At 57.8% G+C, this 19,707-nt stretch carries 16 protein-coding genes; 11 read left to right on the top strand and 5 right to left on the bottom strand.

Going from position 1 to position 19,707, the window contains the following annotated elements:
* Window positions 1-63 precede the first annotated feature (63 nt).
* Entirely contained in the window at window positions 64-3,093 is a 3,030-nt protein-coding gene (locus DXXMK7_RS04545; protein WP_231348845.1) for an autotransporter domain-containing protein, read from the top strand.
* A gap of 56 nt (window positions 3,094-3,149) precedes the next feature.
* Here DXXMK7_RS04545 and DXXMK7_RS04550 read toward each other — a convergent pair whose 3' ends face one another.
* From DXXMK7_RS04550 to mutH, 4 genes are all read right to left on the bottom strand, one after another.
* Window positions 3,150-4,190 (bottom strand): NADP(H)-dependent aldo-keto reductase, encoded by a 1,041-nt coding sequence (locus DXXMK7_RS04550; protein ID WP_038918055.1) that lies wholly within the window; start codon window positions 4,188-4,190, stop codon window positions 3,150-3,152.
* 214 nt (window positions 4,191-4,404) lie between these two features.
* Entirely contained in the window at window positions 4,405-4,623 is a 219-nt protein-coding gene (locus DXXMK7_RS04555; RefSeq protein WP_038661608.1) for a YgdI/YgdR family lipoprotein, read from the bottom strand.
* Window positions 4,624-4,776: 153 nt separating this feature from the next.
* Window positions 4,777-5,493 (bottom strand): TerC family protein, encoded by a 717-nt coding sequence (locus DXXMK7_RS04560; RefSeq protein WP_038661605.1) that lies wholly within the window; start codon window positions 5,491-5,493, stop codon window positions 4,777-4,779.
* Window positions 5,494-5,591: 98 nt separating this feature from the next.
* Window positions 5,592-6,278 (bottom strand): DNA mismatch repair endonuclease MutH, encoded by a 687-nt coding sequence (mutH, locus tag DXXMK7_RS04565; protein ID WP_038918057.1) that lies wholly within the window; start codon window positions 6,276-6,278, stop codon window positions 5,592-5,594.
* Between the two features lie 772 nt (window positions 6,279-7,050).
* Here mutH and rppH point away from each other — a divergent pair.
* From rppH to ptrA, 9 genes are all read left to right on the top strand, one after another.
* A complete protein-coding gene (rppH, locus tag DXXMK7_RS04570) occupies window positions 7,051-7,578 on the top strand; it encodes an RNA pyrophosphohydrolase (protein ID WP_038661599.1) in 528 nt (175 codons plus the stop codon).
* 14 nt (window positions 7,579-7,592) lie between these two features.
* Window positions 7,593-9,839 carry a phosphoenolpyruvate--protein phosphotransferase gene (gene ptsP / locus DXXMK7_RS04575; RefSeq protein WP_038920826.1) on the top strand — a complete coding sequence of 749 codons (2,247 nt, stop codon included), beginning with the start codon at window positions 7,593-7,595 and terminating at the stop codon, window positions 9,837-9,839.
* 193 nt (window positions 9,840-10,032) lie between these two features.
* Window positions 10,033-10,896 (top strand): prolipoprotein diacylglyceryl transferase, encoded by an 864-nt coding sequence (lgt, locus tag DXXMK7_RS04580; RefSeq protein ID WP_038918058.1) that lies wholly within the window; start codon window positions 10,033-10,035, stop codon window positions 10,894-10,896.
* Window positions 10,897-10,927: 31 nt separating this feature from the next.
* The gene (gene thyA / locus DXXMK7_RS04585) at window positions 10,928-11,722 is read left to right on the top strand and encodes a thymidylate synthase (RefSeq protein ID WP_038918059.1); all 795 of its coding nucleotides are present in this window, start codon (window positions 10,928-10,930) and stop codon (window positions 11,720-11,722) included.
* Between the two features lie 249 nt (window positions 11,723-11,971).
* Window positions 11,972-12,463, top strand: a complete 492-nt coding sequence (locus DXXMK7_RS04590) for a prepilin peptidase-dependent protein (protein WP_038920827.1) — start codon at window positions 11,972-11,974, stop codon at window positions 12,461-12,463.
* The gene (locus tag DXXMK7_RS04595) at window positions 12,457-13,050 is read left to right on the top strand and encodes a prepilin peptidase-dependent protein (RefSeq protein ID WP_038918060.1); all 594 of its coding nucleotides are present in this window, start codon (window positions 12,457-12,459) and stop codon (window positions 13,048-13,050) included. The genes DXXMK7_RS04590 and DXXMK7_RS04595 overlap by 7 nt, the downstream gene beginning before the upstream one ends.
* Window positions 13,040-13,486, top strand: coding sequence for a YgdB family protein (locus DXXMK7_RS04600; RefSeq protein ID WP_193745939.1), 447 nt, complete (start codon window positions 13,040-13,042; stop codon window positions 13,484-13,486). Before DXXMK7_RS04595 ends, DXXMK7_RS04600 begins: the two co-directional genes overlap by 11 nt.
* Window positions 13,452-13,859, top strand: coding sequence for a prepilin-type N-terminal cleavage/methylation domain-containing protein (locus DXXMK7_RS04605; protein ID WP_038918061.1), 408 nt, complete (start codon window positions 13,452-13,454; stop codon window positions 13,857-13,859). The genes DXXMK7_RS04600 and DXXMK7_RS04605 overlap by 35 nt, the downstream gene beginning before the upstream one ends.
* A gap of 39 nt (window positions 13,860-13,898) precedes the next feature.
* The gene (gene ptrA / locus DXXMK7_RS04610) at window positions 13,899-16,796 is read left to right on the top strand and encodes a pitrilysin (RefSeq protein ID WP_038920829.1); all 2,898 of its coding nucleotides are present in this window, start codon (window positions 13,899-13,901) and stop codon (window positions 16,794-16,796) included.
* 121 nt (window positions 16,797-16,917) lie between these two features.
* On the opposite strand, the gene argA is transcribed toward ptrA, so the two are convergent.
* Window positions 16,918-18,243 carry an amino-acid N-acetyltransferase gene (gene argA, locus DXXMK7_RS04615; protein WP_013316727.1) on the bottom strand — a complete coding sequence of 442 codons (1,326 nt, stop codon included), beginning with the start codon at window positions 18,241-18,243 and terminating at the stop codon, window positions 16,918-16,920.
* Window positions 18,244-18,467: 224 nt separating this feature from the next.
* On the opposite strand from argA, the gene amiC reads away from it, so the two are divergent.
* Window positions 18,468-19,706, top strand: a complete 1,239-nt coding sequence (amiC, locus tag DXXMK7_RS04620; RefSeq protein ID WP_038918062.1) for an N-acetylmuramoyl-L-alanine amidase AmiC — start codon at window positions 18,468-18,470, stop codon at window positions 19,704-19,706.
* Window position 19,707: the final 1 nt, after the last annotated feature.

The raw sequence follows: 19,707 nt of genomic DNA on the forward strand, positions 1-19,707 counted from the left end.
CGTATAAAAACGGATTTTCATCACAGTGGGAACGCGCAAGATAAAAAGCGATTTAACAGGCGGTTGATCGCCGCGCTGCTGCTGGCCCAATTGACGGGCTCCGTATTACATCCGGCGCTGGCCGCTACCGCTGAGGATTTTCGGACCCGCGAATATATGTTTAACGGCGCGGCGCTGGATTCCATGCATGTCGCCGAAGCCTACGCGTTGGGATACAGCGGCGCCGGGGTAACGGTCGGGATTATTAACCGCGTCGGCGATCTGTCCAGTAATAACGAATTCAATGGTAAGGTGGATGCCGGTTCGCACTGGATCAGCGACCCCAGCAGCGCCAGCCCGCACGGGTACTGGGTGGCCGGGGTCATTGGCGCGGCAAGGAATGGTTTCGGCATGCAGGGCGTGGCTTATAATTCGAACCTGCTAACGCTGGGAACGGATAACTCCGTCAATGATCTGTTTCAGGGCATGGTCGATATGGGCAACCGCCCGGATGTGAAAATCATCAGCAACAGCTGGAACTTTCTGTTTTATCCCGACCAGATTTCCTCTTATTCCGCCGCCATGCAGGATTTTCTGTTAAATACGATGGTGCCGGTATATACCAGCGCGGCGGATGTGCTGGCCAGTCAGGGGCAGTTAATGGTGATGTCGGCCGGGAACGAAGGGCACCTGACGCCGGCGCTGTTTGCTGCGTTGCCTACGGTGCTGGACAATAACGGCCTTCAGAACAGCATCGCCAACACCTGGATTAACGTCATAGCGTACGATCCGTCTCAGCCCACCAGCAGCGCGGCATTCATCGCCACCTTCAGCAACCTGGCGCAGGGCGCGACCGACTACAGCCTGCTGGCGCCGGGCGTGAACGTTATCACCTCCTCCACCAACAACACCTATGTTCGGATCAACGGCACCTCGTTTTCCTCACCCTATGTCGCCGGCGTCGGCGCGCTGCTCAGTCAGGCGTTTCCCTACATGAGCGGCAAGCAGATTGCCGATGTGCTGCTGTCTACCGCGACGCCGCTGACCGGCAGTAATTTGCCGAAAGCGGTGGTGCTGGCCAACGAGCAGTATGATGAAAACCAGTCGCTGACCAGCTCCGCCGTTAAGGTCTACTCCACCCATACCGGCATTACGTTTACCGACGACGAACTGACCACGCTGATAAGCTCGCTGAAGATTAACAGCACATATAGCGGCATGACGGACGACCAGGTTCGAGCCGCGATTCTGAGCGCCGCCGCCGACCAGAATATTACCGTGATGACGCAAAGCGACTATCAGGCGCTGTTCGGTCAGGGGGTGGTTAATGCCTTCAAAGCGGTGCAAGGCCCCGGCTTGCTGAACGCCAAACGTCTGGTGAACAGCGATCTCAGCAGCGGCGCCTTTGGCGGGAACTTTGCTCTCTATTCGATTGATACCAAGGGCATCGACAGCACCTGGAGCAACGATATCGGTCAGGTGAAAAACACCGCCAGCGGCAGTGCGCTGTCCGGGTTGGACGTCGGCCTGCGCAAGCAGGGCGCCGGTACCTTGTATCTGACCGGCAATGATACTTTCGCCGGCCCGACCGTGGTGGAAGGCGGCAAGCTGATCGTGGGCAAGGTCGCTGGCGGCTCCGGCAGCCTGGCGGGAGACGCCTGGGTGCAATCCGGCGCGGTGCTGGGCGGGCACGGCGCCATCAACGGCTCGGTGGTAGTGCAGAATGGCGGTACGCTGTCGCCCGGCAATTCGGTCGGGACGCTGACGGTCGGCAATGTACGTTTTGATCCCGGTTCGATTTATGAATTTGAGATTGATCAGCAGGGCAACGCCGACCAACTGGTGGTAACTAATAATGCCCAACTGGCGGGAACCGTGAAGCTGGTCGGGCGGACCAGCGGACATCTGGGCGATCGGTTCGCGCTGGTGCAGGCGGGAGGAACGCTAAGCGGCGCGTTCGACAAGCTGGAGTCGACTAACAACTCGCTGTTTTTGGCCGACGCGCTTACCTACAACCCGCAAAGCGCGTTCGTCAGCGTGGTGCGTAACAACGTCCGTTTCAGCGACGTGGCGCAAACCGCCAATCAGAAATCGGTCGCAAACGCCATTGACAACCAGTCGGGCACCGCGGTGCTGAACGCCATTGCCGACCAGCAGGATGCCGACAGCGCGCGGCGCGCCTTTGATAATCTCAACGGCGAGTTCTACGCCACGGCGCGCAATGCGCTGATTCGAAACAGCCGCTCGGTACGCGATATCCTGAACAGCACCATGAGCGGTGCGGGCAAAGGCGCCGAGCCCTGGGTGAGTAGCTGGGGGTATGACGGCCGTCAGGACGGCGACGGCGCGCAGGCGGGCATGAAATACAATGGCTATGGTCTGCTGCTTGGCAACGGCGGGCATTGGGGGGAACAGGGGACGCTGGGATTTGCCGTTGGAGCGGAAAAAGGGCGGATCACCATGGACGATCGCGCGTCACGCGGTGATCTGGACGCCTGGCATGCCGGCGTTTACCTGTCCGGACGGGCGCTGGCGCTCGACCTGCGCTCCGGACTCAGCTACAGCTATCTCACCCTCGACAGCCAGCGCGGCATCAACGTCTCCGGGGTGAGCGGCCAGGCGACGGGCGATTATCGCGCTAATCTGGTACAGGGATTTGTCGAAGCCAGCCATCGGTTTGATTTCTTTAATACCGTGAGCGTAGAGCCGTATGGCAACACCGCCTGGGTTTGGCTACAGAATCAGAGCGGGCAGGAGAGCGGAAACGGCGCGGCGCTGGCATTTGCGAAGGACACCACCCGCGCGGCCTTTGCGACCGGCGGCCTGCGTCTGAAAGTACAGCCATTGTCACGCTTGCCGGTGTCACTGTATGGGGATATCGGTTATCAGCGCCGCTTAACCCGCGACGATAATCAGGTCCGGCTGCGCTTTGTTTCCGGCGGCGATACTTTTACTACCGAAGGTTTGCCGCTGGCGGACAATACCCGCTTGATGCGGGCGGGCGTCGCGGTGGACTTCTCCCGCAACATCCACCTGTCGCTGGGGTATCAGGGCGATCGCGCAACCCGGGTTAAAGACGACAGCGCGCAGGCCCTGTTCAGTATGGCGTTCTGACAGCATGGCGTTTTGAGGTAAAACGCGCCTTCCCGAAAGGAAGGCGCGTTGCGAGGTCAGGGCGCGGGAATGGTAAAGCGGCGGTGGATGGCTTCCAGTTCCGTCAGCACGTCTTCGCCGAGCGTCAGGTCAAGGCTGTCCAGGTTAATCTTTAATTGTTCCAGCGTGGTGGCGCCGAGCAGGGTGCTGGCGACAAACGGCTGCTGACGTACAAACGCCAGCGCCATCTGCGCCGGATCCAGACCGTGTTTTTGCGCCAGCGCCACGTATTCGGCGATGGCCTGCTGGGTATGGGGCGCCGAGTAGCGCACAAAGCGGCTAAACAGCGTATTGCGCGCGCCGGCCGGTTTAGCGCCGTTCAGGTATTTGCCCGTCAGTGTGCCAAACGCCAGCGGCGAGTAGGCCAGCAGTTCCACTCCTTCATGCTGGCTGATTTCCGCCAGCCCGACTTCGAAGCTGCGGTTCAGCAGGCTATAGGGATTCTGGATAGAGACAATGCGCGGCAGGTCGTGCTTTTCCGCCAGTTGCAGATAGCGCATCACGCCCCACGGGGTTTCGTTCGACACGCCGATATAACGAATTTTACCGGCGCGCACCTGCTCGTTCAGCGCTTCCAGCGTTTCCAGCAGCGTGACGGCCGGTTTTTCGCTGGTGTACTGATAGCTCAGTTTGCCGAAGCTGTTGGTCTGGCGCTGCGGCCAGTGCAACTGATACAGATCGATGTAGTCGGTGTTCAGACGCTTGAGGCTGTCTTCCAGCGCGGCGCGGATATTTTTGCGATCCAGCGCCTGCTGCGGACGCAGGCTGTTGTCGTTGCCGCGCACCGGTCCGGCGACTTTGCTGGCGATGATCAGTTTTTCGCGCCCGCCGCGGCTTTTCAGCCAGGAACCGATATAGCTTTCCGTCAGCCCCTGCGTTTGCGAACGTGGCGGAACCGGGTAGATTTCCGCGGTATCAATCAGATTAACGCCGGCGGCGACTGCGAGATCCAACTGGGCGTGGGCATCCGCTTCGCTATTCTGTTCGCCAAAGGTCATGGTGCCCAGACCCAGCGTACTGACTTCCAAACTGCTGTGGGGAATACGGTGATAGAGCATTGCAGTGTCCTTTTTATTCTTCTGAGTAACGCGGGTGCGACGGCACCGCATTTTCGACTATAACCAAGCCGTGACGAGGGGGGAAGACTCTTTGTGCGGGAAGGCCGGGCATTAATGCGGGGAAAAACGGTTTTCCCCCACACGGGGAAGGCGATGGGGATGGCGGGGCCAAACAGAATCTCTGAATCTGGCCCGGCTGATGCGAATAACCGCTCTAGCGTTCAATCACCTGGGAAATGTTGTCGTTGTTGATCTGGTGTTTTACGCCTTCTTCATCAGTATAACTGAGCAGACCTGTAGCCGGATCCAGCGTTGGTTTTCCCTTGGTCAGCAGCATCTGACCGTCTTTGGTGGCGATAACATAGTGGCTGGCGCAGCCGGAAAGCAGGACGACAAAAGTCAGGGCAACGGCGGTTTTTATCCGAAATCGCATGCTGAATTTACCTGTTATTTAGCAAAAAAACTGAACGTCTTTTCAGTCTAGCAAAGCGTTGTCCGGGCGAGGTTAGGATTTATGGCAAAAAAATTAAAAAGATACGTAAGGATGGGGCGGGAAACGGCGCGCTGGCCGTTTCCCGCAGGGGAATTACCGCTTTTTGACGGATTTCTTGCCGCGCATCAGGTTCAGCGCCTCTACCGACATGGAGAAGAACATGGCGAAGTAGATGTAGCCTTTCGGCACATGGATATCGACGCTTTCCAGAATCAGCGTAAAGCCCACCAGAATCAGGAATGACAACGCCAGCATTTTCACCGACGGGTGGCGATCGACAAACTCGCCGATGGTGCGGGCGGAGAACATCATCACGCCGACGGCAATCACCACGGCGGCCATCATAATGAACAGATGGTCGGACAGACCTACGGCGGTAATTACCGAATCCAGGCTGAAGATGATGTCCAGCAGCATAATCTGCACGATAGCGCCAAAAAAGGAATGCACCTGCGAGGTATGGTCTTCCGCGCCGCCTTCAATGGTTTCGTGGATCTCCTTGCTGGATTTCCAGATCAGGAACAGGCCGCCGAGGAACAGAATCAGGTCGCGGGCGGAAACCTCCTGCCCGAACACGCTAAACAGCGGATTGGTGAGTCTGATAACCCAGGCGATGGACGCCAGCAGACCGAGGCGCATCAGCATCGCGCCCATCAGGCCGATACGGCGGGCTTTGTTCTGCTGATGTTTGGGAAGCTTGGCGACGACCAGCGACAAAAAGATGATGTTGTCGATGCCAAGTACGATTTCCAGTATGGTGAGTGTCCCCAGCGCCAGCCAGGCGTTGGGATCCGCGATCCAATCGAACATTATCTCAGTGCTTCCTTAAACGAAACGTAAATGACCATTATCTCTGGCCTACTGCCGTACAGGCAAGAGGATTTAGGCTGTGTCCCGCCCGGAGGGCATTACAGCAGAAAATGCCGGGCCAGTAACGGCGTGGTGAAGGTTTTCTTCAGGTAAAAGCCGCGCGGCAGCGTCAGAATCGGTTGCCCGTGCTCGCCAATGGCTTCAGTCAGCGCCCGGCTGTTGGCGGCCTTGGGGCGCAACTGCAACACCTCGCCGTGACGGGCGGTGATGCTTTCCACTTTGCCCAGCACGATCAAGTCCATCAGTTCTTCCCAGTCCTGCTGTAATTGCCGCTCTTCCTCCGGGCTGGGGCTCCATAACAACGGCGCGCCGATGCGGCGCTCCCCCAGCGGGATAGGACGCGAACCTTCCACCGGAATCCACAGCACTCTGGTCAGCTTGCGGCGCACATGGCTGCTTTCCCAGGTCACGCCGCTGTTGCCGGTTAGCGGCGCCACGCAGACAAAGGTGGTTTCCAGCGGCCGCCCCTGTTCATCCACCGGGATGGTTTTCAGCTCAATCCCGATGTCAGGGAAGTCCTGCTCCGGCTTACTGCCGGCGCTGGCGCCCAGAAAGCGCTCCAGCAGTACGCCGATCCACCCTTTGTCTCGCTTAAGGTTGGCGGGCAGCGGCAGTTGGGCGATTCGGGCCAGTTCCGCCAGCGAATAGCCGGCCAGCGCCTGCGCCCGCAGCAGCAGGGCCTGTTCACTGTCCGGCGCGTCCTGATGGGGGATGGGTGTCTGCATGGATTGCGTATCCGTTACTGATAACAAGGGTGATTAAAAAAAGTACAGCCATAACGGAGGATAACGTCAGGCATTCAGCTATTCAGATAAAAAATAATAATAGCATGATTCCTTTATGATTTTTCTCCCTGTCTCCACAGGGAAAAACACGCTGTCGGTTTTTGTTCATGACAAGACACCGACAATGAACAGGATTTTACACTATGTTATCCACAGTTTTTTGGGATAACCGGGATAACTCGGGATCACTGTTTTGATTTACAGCCTTGACTGGCGCTGCTTTTGCTGGTTTTGCCGATTTTTTGGCTGGTTTTCGTCGGTTGCCTGTGGATAACATCGGCGTAGTGCGATCTTTCGCCACTCCGAAAACCACATCGGAATCGGGCTGCATCAGGCGGTGGAGAAATCGGGGAAAGGCAGGTTAATTGGTTGAAAGGGAATGGCAATTTAGCGGATGAGATCACGGGGGCGTGAAGGTTGAAATGAGTTTTACGCACTTTTTCATGATGTTCTTCACAAAGATGTCCACAGAAAAAGTGAATAAACCGACGGAATTGCCGTATGAATGTTTATAACTTTGATCCTATCTGTGGGTTAACGTCGATTTATCAGCGTGGAGCGGGGGCAGCGAGGCGGCGGCCTGAGCCGCCGATGTCCGGCGTGATAGCCGGAAGCGGCATCAATAAAAGGGATGTAAAGCGGTAGTTTACCGTCTGTCAGTAGTGTGAAACAATCGAGTCATCTTTGCATTCTAGTTTATCGAGGTAGTCCGGTGATCGACGATGATGGCTACCGCCCGAATGTTGGTATTGTAATTTGTAATCGGCAGGGTCAGGTATTGTGGGCCCGTCGCTACGGTCAGCACTCCTGGCAGTTTCCTCAAGGGGGAATCAACCCCGGAGAAAGCGCGGAACAAGCGATGTACCGCGAACTGTTCGAAGAGGTTGGGCTGCGGAAAAAGGATGTTCGTATCCTGGCTTCCACCCGAAGCTGGTTACGCTATAAATTGCCAAAACGTTTGGTGCGTTGGGATACAAAACCGGTATGTATCGGCCAAAAGCAAAAATGGTTTCTGCTACAGTTAATGTGTAATGAATCAGACATCAATATGCAAAGCAGCGGCACCCCGGAATTCGACGGGTGGCGCTGGGTGAGCTACTGGTATCCGGTACGCCAGGTGGTGTCGTTCAAACGTGACGTTTATCGAAAGGTGATGAAGGAGTTTGTCATCGCCGTGATGCAGCTACAGGAGAATTCGGCTACCCGAATGTCATCAGGAACCAGACGAAAACGAGGATAATCCGACACATCATGATGCTCACGCGACTGCGAGAAATTATTGAGAAGGTTGCGGCCGCGGCCCGACTGAGTGATGCGTTGGATATTCTGGTGAATGAAACCTGTCTGGCGATGGATACGGAAGTCTGCTCCATCTATCTGGCCGATCACGATCGTCAGTGTTATTACCTGATGGCGACGCGCGGGCTGAAAAAGCCGCGCGGCCGCACCATTACGCTGGCGTTTGGTCAGGGGATTGTCGGCCTGGTCGGCGAACGGGCGGAGCCCATCAATCTGGCGGATGCGCAAAGCCACCCCAGCTTCAAATTCATTCCTGCCGTACGTGAACAACATTTCCGCTCGTTTCTGGGCGTGCCGGTGATCCACCGGCGTCAATTGCTGGGCGTGCTGGTAGTCCAGCAGCGCGAACACCGGCAGTTCGACAAAAACGAAGAATCGTTCATGGTGACGCTGGCCACCCAGATGGCGGCCATTCTGTCCCAGTCTCAGATGAAAGCGCTGTTCGGGCAATACCGACAGACGCGCATCAAGGCGATGGCGGCGTCTTCCGGCGTGGCGATCGCCCCCGGCTGGCAGGACCGCAGCCAGCCGTCGCTGGAGCTGGTATTTCCGGCCTCCAGTCTGGATAGCGACCGCGAACGGTCCCGGCTGCTGATGGCGATGGAGGAGGCCGGGGCGGAGTTCCGCCGTTTCAGTAAGCGTTTCAGCGCCAGTGCGCAGAAAGAGAGCGCGGCGATCTTCGATTTCTATTCCCACCTGCTCAACGACGCGCGCCTCAAACGCGAACTGTTTCAGGAGGTGGATACCGGCAGCGTGGCTGAATGGGCGGTCAAAGTGGTGATCGAACGGTTTGCCGCGCAGTTCGCCAGCCTGCAGGATCCTTACCTGCGCGATCGTTCCAGCGATCTGCGGGCGCTGGGTCAGCGTCTACTGTTCCATCTTGATGACAACGCCCAGAGCAACGGCCAGTGGCCGGAGCGTTTCATTCTGGTGGCGGATGAACTGACCGCCACGCTGCTGGCGGAGGTGCCGCAGGAGCGCCTGGCCGGCGTGGTCGCGTACGACGGCGCCGCCAATTCCCACGCCGCCATTCTGGTGCGGGCGATGGGCATTCCCACGCTGATGGGCGCCGATATTCAACCCGAACTGCTGCATCAGCGTCTGCTGGTGCTGGATGGCTATCGCGGCGAGTTGCTGGTGGACCCTGAACCGGTGCTGGTGCAGGAGTACCAGCGCCTGCTGAGCGAGGAAAACGAGCTTACCCGGCTGGCGGAAGATGACATGGAACGCCCGGCGGTGCTGAAAAGCGGCGAGCGGGTGGACGTGATGCTCAACGCCGGTCTGAGCGCCGAACATGAAAAGCGTTTCATCAATCAGGTGGACGGAGTGGGGCTGTACCGCACCGAAATCCCGTTCATGCTGCAAAACGGCTTTCCCTCGGAAGAGGAGCAGATGACGCAATATGAAGGCATGTTGCGGCTTTATCCGTCCCGCCCGGTGATGTTGCGTACGCTGGATATCGGCGCGGACAAGCAACTGCCTTACCTGCCTATCAGTGAAGAAAATCCTTGTCTGGGCTGGCGCGGCATTCGCGTAACGCTCGATCAGCCGGAAATTTTCATGATTCAGGTTCGCGCCATGCTGCGCGCCAATGCGCATATCGGCAACCTGAGCATTTTACTGCCGATGATCAACAGCCTGGATGAGATCGATGAGGCAAAGCGGTTGATCGATCGCGCCGCGGCGGAAGTGTCGGAAATGCTCGGTTTTCCGCAGCCGCGTCCGCGCATCGGCATTATGATCGAAGTGCCGTCGGTGCTGTTTCTGTTGCCGCATCTGGCGTCCCGCATCGATTTTGTCTCCGTCGGCACCAATGACCTGACCCAGTATCTGCTGGCGGTGGATCGTAATAACCCGCATGTCGGCGCCCTGTACGACAGCCTGCATCCGTCGATGCTGCAGGCGCTGAACATGATCATCACTCATTGCCGACAATATTCGTTGCCGGTATCGGTGTGCGGCGAGATGGCCGGCGAGCCGATGGGCGCACTGCTGCTGATCGGGCTGGGATACCGCACGCTAAGCATGAACGGTCGTAGCGTCGCCCGCATCAAATACCTGCTGCGCCGGATTGGCGAGGAAGAGGCGAGCCAGTTGACGGACAAGGTGCTCAGGGCGCAAACCGCCAGCGAAGTGCGCCAGTGGGCGTCGATTTTCATTGAAGAACGCGGGCTGGGCGGCTTGATTCGCGGCGGGCGCTGAGCGCGGCGTCGCCCCATTTTCATACCGGATCCATGCCGGAAATGTTTACAGTTCTTTTATCCCCTCGTCGCCAACTGTTTCCATTGGCTATGCTATCATGCGCAACCGCGGACGGCTGACGGAAGCCCTGCCTTCCTTCCGGCCCTTGAATAGCCCCGAAATCAGGGACAAAGCAACGATAATGTGGTGATCGATGACGACGAGCTATCTGGTATTTCCCCAGTTTGATCCGGTAATTTTTTCGTTAGGGCCGGTTTCCCTGCACTGGTATGGATTGATGTATTTGGTCGGGTTTGTGTTTGCCATGTGGCTGGCGGTACGCCGGGCGAACAAACCGGGTAGCGGATGGCGCAAGGAAGAGGTGGAAAACCTGCTCTATTTCGGGTTCCTCGGCGTATTTGTAGGTGGTCGTCTGGGTTATGTGCTGTTCTACGCTTTCCCGTCGTTTCTGGATAACCCGCTCTATCTGTTCCGCGTGTGGGACGGCGGCATGTCTTTCCACGGCGGCCTGCTGGGCGTCATCGCGGTCATGCTGTGGTTTGCGCATCGCACCAAACGTCATTTCTTCCAGGTATCTGATTTCATTGCCCCGCTGATTCCTTTTGGTCTGGGCGCCGGGCGTCTGGGCAACTTCATCAATGGCGAGCTGTGGGGCCGCGTCAGTACCGATGCGCCGTGGGCGATGCTGTTTCCGGGGTCGCGCGGCGAAGACATGGCGCTGGCGGCCGGCAACCCGCAGTGGCAGGCGATCTTCAATCAATACGGCGTATTGCCCCGCCACCCGTCGCAGTTGTATGAACTGGTGCTGGAAGGGGTAGTGCTGTTTATCATTCTGAATGTGTTCATTCGCAAAGCACGCCCGATGGGCAGCGTATCCGGCCTGTTCCTGATCGGCTACGGCTGCTTCCGCATTATTGTGGAATTCTTCCGCCAGCCGGATGCTCAACTGGGGCTGTTCGGCGGCGTCAGTATGGGGCAGATCCTGTCGGTGCCGATGGTATTGGCCGGAATCCTGATGATGGTCTGGGCGTATCGTCGCCAGTCTGCCCGGCAGTAAATGTTGATAAAAATTAAGTAGGTGAGGTGGTATGAAACAGTATCTGGAACTGATGAAAAAGGTGCTTGAAGAAGGGACTCCCAAGGATGACCGCACGGGCACGGGGACGTTATCGATTTTCGGCCATCAGATGCGTTTCAACCTGCAGGATGGCTTTCCGCTGGTGACCACCAAGCGTTGCCACCTGCGCTCCATCATCCATGAGCTGCTGTGGTTTCTGAACGGCGATACCAATATCGGCTACCTGCATGACAACAAGGTCACCATTTGGGATGAATGGGCGGATGAAAATGGCGACCTGGGGCCGGTTTACGGCAAGCAATGGCGCGCCTGGGGGGCGGCGGACGGCCGTCAGATCGACCAGTTGCAGACGGTGCTAAAACAGCTGAAACAGGACCCGGATTCCCGCCGCATCATCGTTTCCGCCTGGAATGTGGGCGAGCTGGACAAAATGGCGCTGGCGCCCTGCCACGCTTTTTTCCAGTTTTATGTCGCGAACGGCAAACTCTCCTGCCAGTTGTACCAGCGCTCCTGCGACATTTTCCTCGGTCTGCCGTTCAACATCGCCAGCTACGCGCTGCTGGTGCATATGATGGCGCAGCAGTGTGACCTGGAAGTGGGTGATTTCGTCTGGACCGGCGGCGACACCCACCTCTACAACAACCACCTTGAGCAGACTCGTCTGCAGCTTAGCCGCGAGCCGCGTCCTTTGCCGCGACTGGTGATCAAACGCCGTCCGGCGTCGCTGTTTGATTACCAGTTTGACGATTTCGACATAGAGGGTTATGACCCGCACCCCGCCATCAAGGCGCCGGTAGCCGTCTGAGTCTTATCCTGCTCTGATATCACCTGATACCGCCCAACGGCGGATGTTGCTGACAATGGAAATCGCGGTTTCCTGCTGATCAGTCGGACATCTTGCCGTTGGGCGGTTTTTTTGTCCTCTCTCCTGATTTGCGAGCGGCCGCGCAGTTTCTCTGTATGTTGCCGCCGCCCCGCATCTTGCCTGCGAAGCGCCTCGTAACCCCATCCTCTGGCGCTATTCACGCTGATACCGCGCTTTAGAATGGCGGTCATGAACAGAAACAGCGTACGGCAACAGGGTTTTTCCCTGCTGGAACTCATCGTGGTGATCACCATTGTGGCTTTGCTGACAGGCGGCGGGCTGCATAGCTGGCTGGCTTATCGCCAGGCGCTTTTGCTGGAGCAGCACGCCCGGCTCCTGCTGGCATTCATGACGCGCATACAGGCCAACGCCTACTGGCGCAATCAGACCGAAAGTCTGTGGTTCAAGTCGGCGGGTGATAATTGGTGTATTGGGAATGGCGCCGAACCGGCTTCCTGTCCGCCGGAAAGCGCTTTCGTTTTTACCCGCGCGGTGCGGGATGCGGCGATCGCCGAAACCACCAGCGAGCGGCTGGTATTTTACGGCCTGCGTAATGCCGCACAGGCTGGGCATCTCACCCTGAGCAACCCGGCTGGGCGCGTGAGGCTGGTGATCTCGGCGCGCGGGCGCTTGCGCCTTTGCAGCGAGTCCCGGCCAGTTCAGGGGATCCCGCTATGTTGAACAGATTAACCGGGAAAGCCGCAGGCGGGTTTACCCTGCCGGAAGTGATGCTGGCGATGGGGATGAGTAGCCTGATCATGCTGGCGGTGGCGCAGCTGCTGCCGTTGCTGCGGGCCCAGACGCAGGATAGTGCCAGCCTGATCCGGCTGGAACAGTTGCTGGGGCAGACCCTGTTCGGAATAGAAAAAGACATTCGGCGCGCCGGATTTTGCGCCGGCCGCTGTCAGGGAAGCGCGCTGACGCTGGAGGCCGGCGCCACGAAACAGGTGAGTTGCCTGTCGGTGGCTTATGACGTCAACCGCAATGGTCGTTGGGAAACGGGGGAACAGTCGGAGCCGGAGTTTTTCAGCTATCGCCTGCGCGATGGCACGCTGGAGGTGCAAACGGGCGGCCCCCGTTGTCAGGGCAACCGCTGGGAGAAATTGCTGGATCCCAGCGAAGTGACCATCGCCCGTTTTGAGGTAACGAAGGAGACGTCCGGCGCGCAACCGCGTTATCGGATATTGCTGGAGGGGTACTGGACCGCGCGTTCGACACGGCGGCGGCAGGTCGACAGCCTGGTGGCAGGGAGGAATCATGCAGGGTAGGCGGCAGCAGGGCAGCATACTGGTGATAGTGATGCTGGTTATGATGATCGGCTTGTTAATGTTGGGCGGATTGCAGCGCCAACTGGATATTCAGTTGCAGCAGGGAATTGACGAACAGCGCTTCTGGCAGGCATTCAATCAGGGGCTGTCGTCGCTGAACTGGGGAATGGGGTTGCGCTGGCAAACCACCGGCGAGTGGCAGTGTCAGGCTCAGCAGTCGGCGCAGTTACGCGCCTGTCTGCGTATAAGTGGCGAAGACCATTCCGGGCTATTGCGGGGGGAGGGGCGGATAGCCGGTAATCCGCAGCCACTGGCGTTTTATCACCGGGTCATGGCCGATGCCGCAGCGGCCGACGGCGGCATCCGGCCCGTCGCGGGCGGATGGCTGGATTTTTGCCCGGATGCGGCGGAGCCGGCCTGTGTCCCGGCGCAATGAAAGGTCGCGTCGTGAGCCCTGCGCTGGGTTCAGTCTGCCGGAAACGCTGGTCGCCGCGCTGTTATTTGCGGTTTCGTTGGTCGGCCTCTTGCAATATCATCAGGTACTTCAGCAATCGTTGTTGCATCAGATGCAGCAGCGTCAGGCGTGGCGGCTGGCTCATCAGCAACTGGAAACTGAAGGCGCAGACAGCGTTTCATCGTCGTCGCGGAGCGTTCCCGCCGGATGGCGTGTGAGCCGGGAAGAACAACGCCATCCTCCGGCCTGTCGCCGTGTGACGGTGACCGTAGTGACGCCCTATCGCTATCGTGCGGTGCTCGGCCGCTGGTTTTGTGATACCCCTGACGCAGTTGTGCAACGTGACAGCCCATAGCCTGGAATAACTGCCTGTATAACGCCTTTGGAGATGTTGATGCGGAAATCTTGTATTTGGTTAAGCGCTTTATTGCTGTGTTTCTGGTTTCCGATCAGTCAGGCGGCGGATGGCTGGCAGCCGCTACCCGAGACGATAAGAAAGAGTGAGAATGACGTTCGGCAGTATCAGGCGATACGGCTTGATAACGGTATGACGGTTCTGCTGGTGTCCGATACGCAGGCCACCCGTTCGTTGGCGGCGCTGGCGATACCGGTCGGTTCGCTGGATAATCCCCCGCAACAGCCGGGTCTGGCCCACTATCTGGAACACATGCTGCTGATGGGGTCGACGCGTTACCCGCAGGCGGATGGGCTAGCCGAATTTCTGAAAATGCACGGCGGCAGCCATAATGCCAGCACGGCGTCTTATCGCACCGCTTTCTATCTCGAAGTGGAAAACGATGCGTTGCAGCCCGCCGTCGACCGGCTGGCCGATGCGATTGCCGAACCACTGCTCGATCCGGTCAACGCCGATCGTGAGCGCCACGCGGTAAATGCGGAGTTGACCATGGCCCGTGCTCGCGATGGCTTGCGCATGGAGCAGGTGGAAGCCGAAACCATTAACCCGGCGCATCCCGGCTCCCGCTTCGCCGGCGGCAACCTGGAAACCCTCAGTGATAAGCCCGGCAGTAAACTGCATGATGAACTGGTCAATTTCTACCAGCGCTACTACTCCGCCAACCTGATGAAAGGCGTGATTTACGGCAAGTTGCCGTTGCCGGATCTGGCTGCCATCGCCGCCTCGACCTTCGGGCGGATAGCCAATCGTCAGGCCAGCGTACCGCCGATTGCCGCCCCTGTGGTGACTGATGAACAGCGCGGGTTATTCATTCATTATGTCCCGGCGCAACCCCGCAAGCAGTTGAAGATTGAATTTCGGATCGATAACAACAGCCCGGCGTTTCGCAGCAAAACGGATACCTACATCAGCTACCTGATCGGCAATCGCAGCCAGAACACGCTTTCCGACTGGCTGCAAAAACAAGGGCTGGCCGAGTCGGTACGCGCCAGTTCTGATCCCATGTCCGAGCGCGACAGCGGCGTCTTCAATATCAGCGTTGATTTGACCGACAAAGGACTGGCACAGCAGGATAACGTGATTGCCGGGGTGTTCAGCTATCTGGAAAAACTGCGTAAGGAAGGGATTCAGCCGCGTTACTTCGATGAGATATCACGGGTGCTGGGTATTGATTTCCGCTACCCCTCTCTTACCCGCGATATGAGCTATGTGGAGTGGCTGGCGGATACCATGCTGCGGCTACCGGTGGAATATACCCTTGAAGGACCTTATCTGGCGGATCGGTTCGATCCTGAGGCGATCAAGGCGCGGCTGTCGGCCATGACGCCGCAAAACGCGCGTATCTGGGTAATAAGCCCGGAGCAGCCCCACAATAAAGAGGCGTATTTTGTTGGCGCGCCTTATCAGGTAGACAAGATTGGCGACGAGCGGATGGCGCTGTGGCAGAAGACGGCACAGTCGCTGGCGCTCAGTCTGCCGACGCCCAACCCTTACATCCCGGATAGTTTTTCGCTGATTGCCGCGGATGCCGCCATCACGCATCCGAAGAAAGTGGTCGACCAGCCGGGGCTGCGCGTGTTTTACATGCCGAGCCGCCATTTCGCCAGCGAACCCAAAGCCGATATCACGCTGATGCTGCGTAACCGGATGGCGAGCGATTCCGCCCGTCATCAGGTGCTGTTCGCCCTGAATGATTATCTGGCCGGCGTGGCGCTGGATGCGCTCAGCTACCAGGCATCGGTGGGCGGCATCAGTTTCTCCACCGGCAGCAATGACGGGCTGATGATGACGGCCAGCGGCTACACCCAACATCTGCCGGAGCTATTGCTGACGCTGGTGGAACAATACGCCAGCTTCAGCTCGACGGAAGAACAGCTGGAACAGGCAAAATCCTGGTACGCCGAGCAGTTGGATGCAGCCGAGAAGGCCAAAGCGTACGAGCAGGCGATGTTCCCGATTAAGGGGTTGTCGAGCGTGCCTTATAGCGAACGAAGCGAGCGGCGCAACTTGCTGAAGGATATTACGCTGCAGGAGCTGATGGAATACCGCAAGGCCTTACTGCATCAGGCTGCGCCGGAAATGCTGGTGGTCGGCAATCTGGAACAGGACAAGGTGGTTAGCTTGTCGCACAGCCTGCGTGAACGTCTTGGCTGCGGCGGCACCGAATGGTGGCGCGGACAATCCGTCAGCATCAGCCAGCCACAGCGAGCCACGCTGCAACGCAGCGCGACCAGCACCGATTCGGCGCTGGCGGCGGTATATATTCCGACAGGGTATGACGAAGTACAGAGCGCGGCTTACAGTAAGCTGCTGGGTCAGATCATTCATCCCTGGTTCTTTAATCAGTTGCGTACTGACGAACAGCTGGGCTATGCCGTGTTCGCCACCCCGATCTCTGTCGATCGCCAGTGGGGGATTGGTTTCCTGCTGCAAAGCAACAGCCAGCAGCCTGCCTACCTCTATCAACGTTATCAGGACTTTTTTGGCAAGGCGGAGCAGCGCCTGAGCGCCATGAACGCAGAGACGTTTGCCCAGAATAAGCAGGGGTTGATCAATGCGCTCAGTCAGCCGCCTCAGACGCTGGATGAAGAGGCGGCCCGCCTGCGCGGCGATCTGGAACGGGAGAATTTTGCCTTCGATACCCGCCAGCAGTTGATTGGACAACTGGCGTCTATTTCGTCGGCGCAGTTAACCGACTTTTTCCGGCAGGCGCTGCATCCACAGGGGCTGGCGATTCTATCCCAGATTTCCGGCAGTGCGAGTGGGCAGGCTGACTATGCCCGGCCGTCGGAATGGCAATCCTATGCATCGACTTCCGCACTGCAACGAACGCTGACGTTGAAACCGGTGGAACAAAAACAGACGGAAACCCAGTAAGGCGCCGGACAGTAGGTGCTGCTGAAAGTATGAATGCCTGCGCCAGGAGAAATGGCTGGCACAAGGAAAAGCAGGGAAACCGAGCGGGTAACGCGTGGCGATGAACCACGCGTTATTTGCCTTACAGGTCGATGACCAGAATCTTGGAGCGACGCTGGTAGTTGTAAAGCTCCTGCTTGCGTTTCGGTAATACGGCGACCTCCGCCGGCTGGAAACCGCGTTCCTGGAACCAGTGGATGCTGTGGGTGGTCAGCACAAACAGGCGTTTGAGCCCCTGCTGGCGAGCCTGTACGGCGATATGATGCAGTAACTGATCGCCACGCGACGAGTTGCGGTATTCCGGGTGCACCGCCACGCAGGCCATTTCACCGATGCTCTCCTCCGGAAACGGATAGAGTGCAGCGCAGGCGATAGTCAGATTATCGCGGACCACCACGGTGAATTTGTCGATCTCCATTTCCAGTTGTTCGCGCGAACGGCGCACCAGAATGCCTTGTTGCTCCAGCGGGCGAATCAGCTCCAGAATACCGCCGATGTCATTGATGGTCGCCCGGCGGATTTGCTCGGCGCTTTCCATCACGATTTGGGTGCCGATGCCGTCACGGGAGAACAGTTCCTGCAACAGCGCGCCATCTTCCTGATAGCTGATCAGGTGGCTGCGGCGTACTCCGCTGCGGCAGGCTTTCACCGCACCGCGCAGGAAACGCACAATCTCGGAGTTATAGTCACCGGCTTCCTCCAGTGACTGAATGCGCTGCTGGGCTTCGTCTGGCAACAGTTCGGACACAATGCTGCCTTCGATATTGGTCACGCCCTGGGAGGCGCAGAAACCGATCATCTTTTCGGCCCTGAGTTTGATAGCCAACTGGGTGGCGACTTCTTCCGACGTCAGGTTGAAGCTTTCGCCGGTGACGGAAACCGCCACCGGACCCAACAGCACGATAGCGCCGCTGTCCAACTGACGATGCAGCGCTTCTTCGTCAATGCGGCGAATGCGCCCGCTGTGGCAGTAGTCGACGCCATCATCCACGCCCAACGGCTGGGCGATGATAAAGTTGCCGCTGACCACGTTAATGTGCGCGCCCTGTAGCGGCGTGTTCAACAGGCTCATCGACAGCCGGGCGGTGATGTCCAGTTGCAGCATGCCTGCTGCCTGTTTCACCAGTTCCAGCGTGGTGCTGTCTGTTACGCGGGTATGTTTGTGGTAGCGAGGCTCGTAGTGATGGGCCATCAGGTTCGCATCGATCTGGGGGCGTGCGCCGTAAACCACCACCAGCTTGATGCCCAGACTGTGCAACAGCCCGATATCATTGACGATTTTGGCAAAATTTTCATGTTCGATAGCTTCGCCGCCGAGCATGATGACAAATGTTTTACCACGATGTGCGTTGATGTAAGGAACTGAGTGGCGGAAGCCTTGAACCAGTTCTGTACTACGTTCCTTCACTGCGAGCCCTCTTTGAATTTTTATTCGATATTTTCGTATTTTTATTCTTCGTAAACTAAAAGGCAAGCGATAACTTTTCGGTCTGGCCCGATAGTTCAGCGAAGTCTGCTTATCACAGTAAAAAACATAAAAATGATTTTTGCATGACAGTCTGATGCGTATTGGTTAAAGTTTTTGACGTTTTTATCAATCTGCCTGATTTCTTTAGCCATTACCGGAGTTGCATGTCTGATCCGAAGCACCATCTGACCCGTCGTCATTTATTACAGGGCGCCGCCGCCACCTGGTTACTGAGTATCAGCGGCATCGGGCTGGCCGCCGCCTCGCAGGTGATTGCCGTGCGGGTGTGGCCTTCTTCCGCCTATAGCCGTGTGACGCTGGAGTCCAGCCAGCCGCTTAAGTATCGCCAGTTTATGCTGGAAAATCCCGATCGTCTGGTGGTGGATATTGAAAATGCCTCGTTGAATAGCGTGCTGAAAAATGCCGGTCGGCAATTCGAACGGCCGGATCCTTTCATCAAAACGGCGCGCGCCGGGCAGTTCGACAAGAATACCGTGCGTCTGGTGCTGGAATTAAGGCAGAAGGTCAATCCTAAACTGTTTACGTTGGCGCCGGTCGCCGGCTTCCGGAACCGTCTGGTGATGGATTTGTATCCCGCCGCCGGTCGTTACGACGACGCTGATGACCCGTTGCTGGCGTTGCTGGAAGATTACAATAAAGGCGATCTGGAACGGACGCTGCCGCCGGAAAAGCCCAAAGACGGCAAGGCGGGGCGCGAAAGGCCGCTGGTTATCATGCTTGATCCGGGGCACGGCGGAGAAGACCCTGGCGCCATCGGCAAAAACCGGACCCGCGAAAAAGACGTGGTGCTGCAAATTGCCCGACGCCTGAAAGCGCTGATCGAGCGTGAGCACAACATGAAGGTCTACATGACCCGCAATGAGGATGTGTTCATTCCGCTCAAAGTGCGGGTGGCTAAAGCGCGCAAACAGCGCGCCGACCTGTTTGTCTCCATCCATGCCGATGCTTTCACCAGCCGGGCCGCCCGCGGTTCCTCAGTGTTTGCGTTGTCAAAAAAAGGCGCGACCAGTTCAGCGGCGCGTTATCTGGCGCAAACCCAGAACGAATCGGATTTGATTGGCGGCGTCAGCCTGAGCGGCGACCGCTATCTGGACAGCACCATGTTTGACATGGTGCAAACCGTGACCATCAACGACAGCCTGAAATTCGGCAAAGAAATTCTGCATCGGCTGGGAAAGGTCAATCACCTGCACAAAAACAGCGTCGATCAGGCCGGGTTTGCGGTGCTGAAGGCGCCGGATATTCCGTCGGTGCTGGTGGAAACGGCGTTTATCAGCAATCTGGAAGAGGAGCGCAAGCTGCGCACCAGCCGTTTTCAGCAACAGGTGGCGCAATCGATTCTGGAAGGGATCAAAGCCTATTTTGCGGCTCAGGTGCGATAAG

The organism is Dickeya sp. MK7 (assembly GCF_000406305.1).
GTDB classification, from domain to species: domain Bacteria; phylum Pseudomonadota; class Gammaproteobacteria; order Enterobacterales; family Enterobacteriaceae; genus Dickeya; species Dickeya fangzhongdai.

Bases quoted from the DNA above. Each gene is read 5' to 3' on its own strand.
- DXXMK7_RS04560 (WP_038661605.1), bottom strand. From the start codon at position 5,493: ATGTTCGATTGGATCGCGGATCCCAACGCCTGGCTGGCGCTGGGGACA.
- DXXMK7_RS04605 (WP_038918061.1), top strand. From the start codon at position 13,452: ATGCGGCGGAGCCGGCCTGTGTCCCGGCGCAATGAAAGGTCGCGTCGT.
- thyA (WP_038918059.1), top strand. From the start codon at position 10,928: ATGAAACAGTATCTGGAACTGATGAAAAAGGTGCTTGAAGAAGGGACT.
- DXXMK7_RS04590 (WP_038920827.1), top strand. From the start codon at position 11,972: ATGAACAGAAACAGCGTACGGCAACAGGGTTTTTCCCTGCTGGAACTC.
- DXXMK7_RS04555 (WP_038661608.1), bottom strand. From the start codon at position 4,623: ATGCGATTTCGGATAAAAACCGCCGTTGCCCTGACTTTTGTCGTCCTG.
- DXXMK7_RS04600 (WP_193745939.1), top strand. From the start codon at position 13,040: ATGCAGGGTAGGCGGCAGCAGGGCAGCATACTGGTGATAGTGATGCTG.
- ptsP (WP_038920826.1), top strand. From the start codon at position 7,593: ATGCTCACGCGACTGCGAGAAATTATTGAGAAGGTTGCGGCCGCGGCC.
- ptrA (WP_038920829.1), top strand. From the start codon at position 13,899: ATGCGGAAATCTTGTATTTGGTTAAGCGCTTTATTGCTGTGTTTCTGG.
- lgt (WP_038918058.1), top strand. From the start codon at position 10,033: ATGACGACGAGCTATCTGGTATTTCCCCAGTTTGATCCGGTAATTTTT.
- DXXMK7_RS04595 (WP_038918060.1), top strand. From the start codon at position 12,457: ATGTTGAACAGATTAACCGGGAAAGCCGCAGGCGGGTTTACCCTGCCG.
- mutH (WP_038918057.1), bottom strand. From the start codon at position 6,278: ATGCAGACACCCATCCCCCATCAGGACGCGCCGGACAGTGAACAGGCC.
- amiC (WP_038918062.1), top strand. From the start codon at position 18,468: ATGTCTGATCCGAAGCACCATCTGACCCGTCGTCATTTATTACAGGGC.
- DXXMK7_RS04550 (WP_038918055.1), bottom strand. From the start codon at position 4,190: ATGCTCTATCACCGTATTCCCCACAGCAGTTTGGAAGTCAGTACGCTG.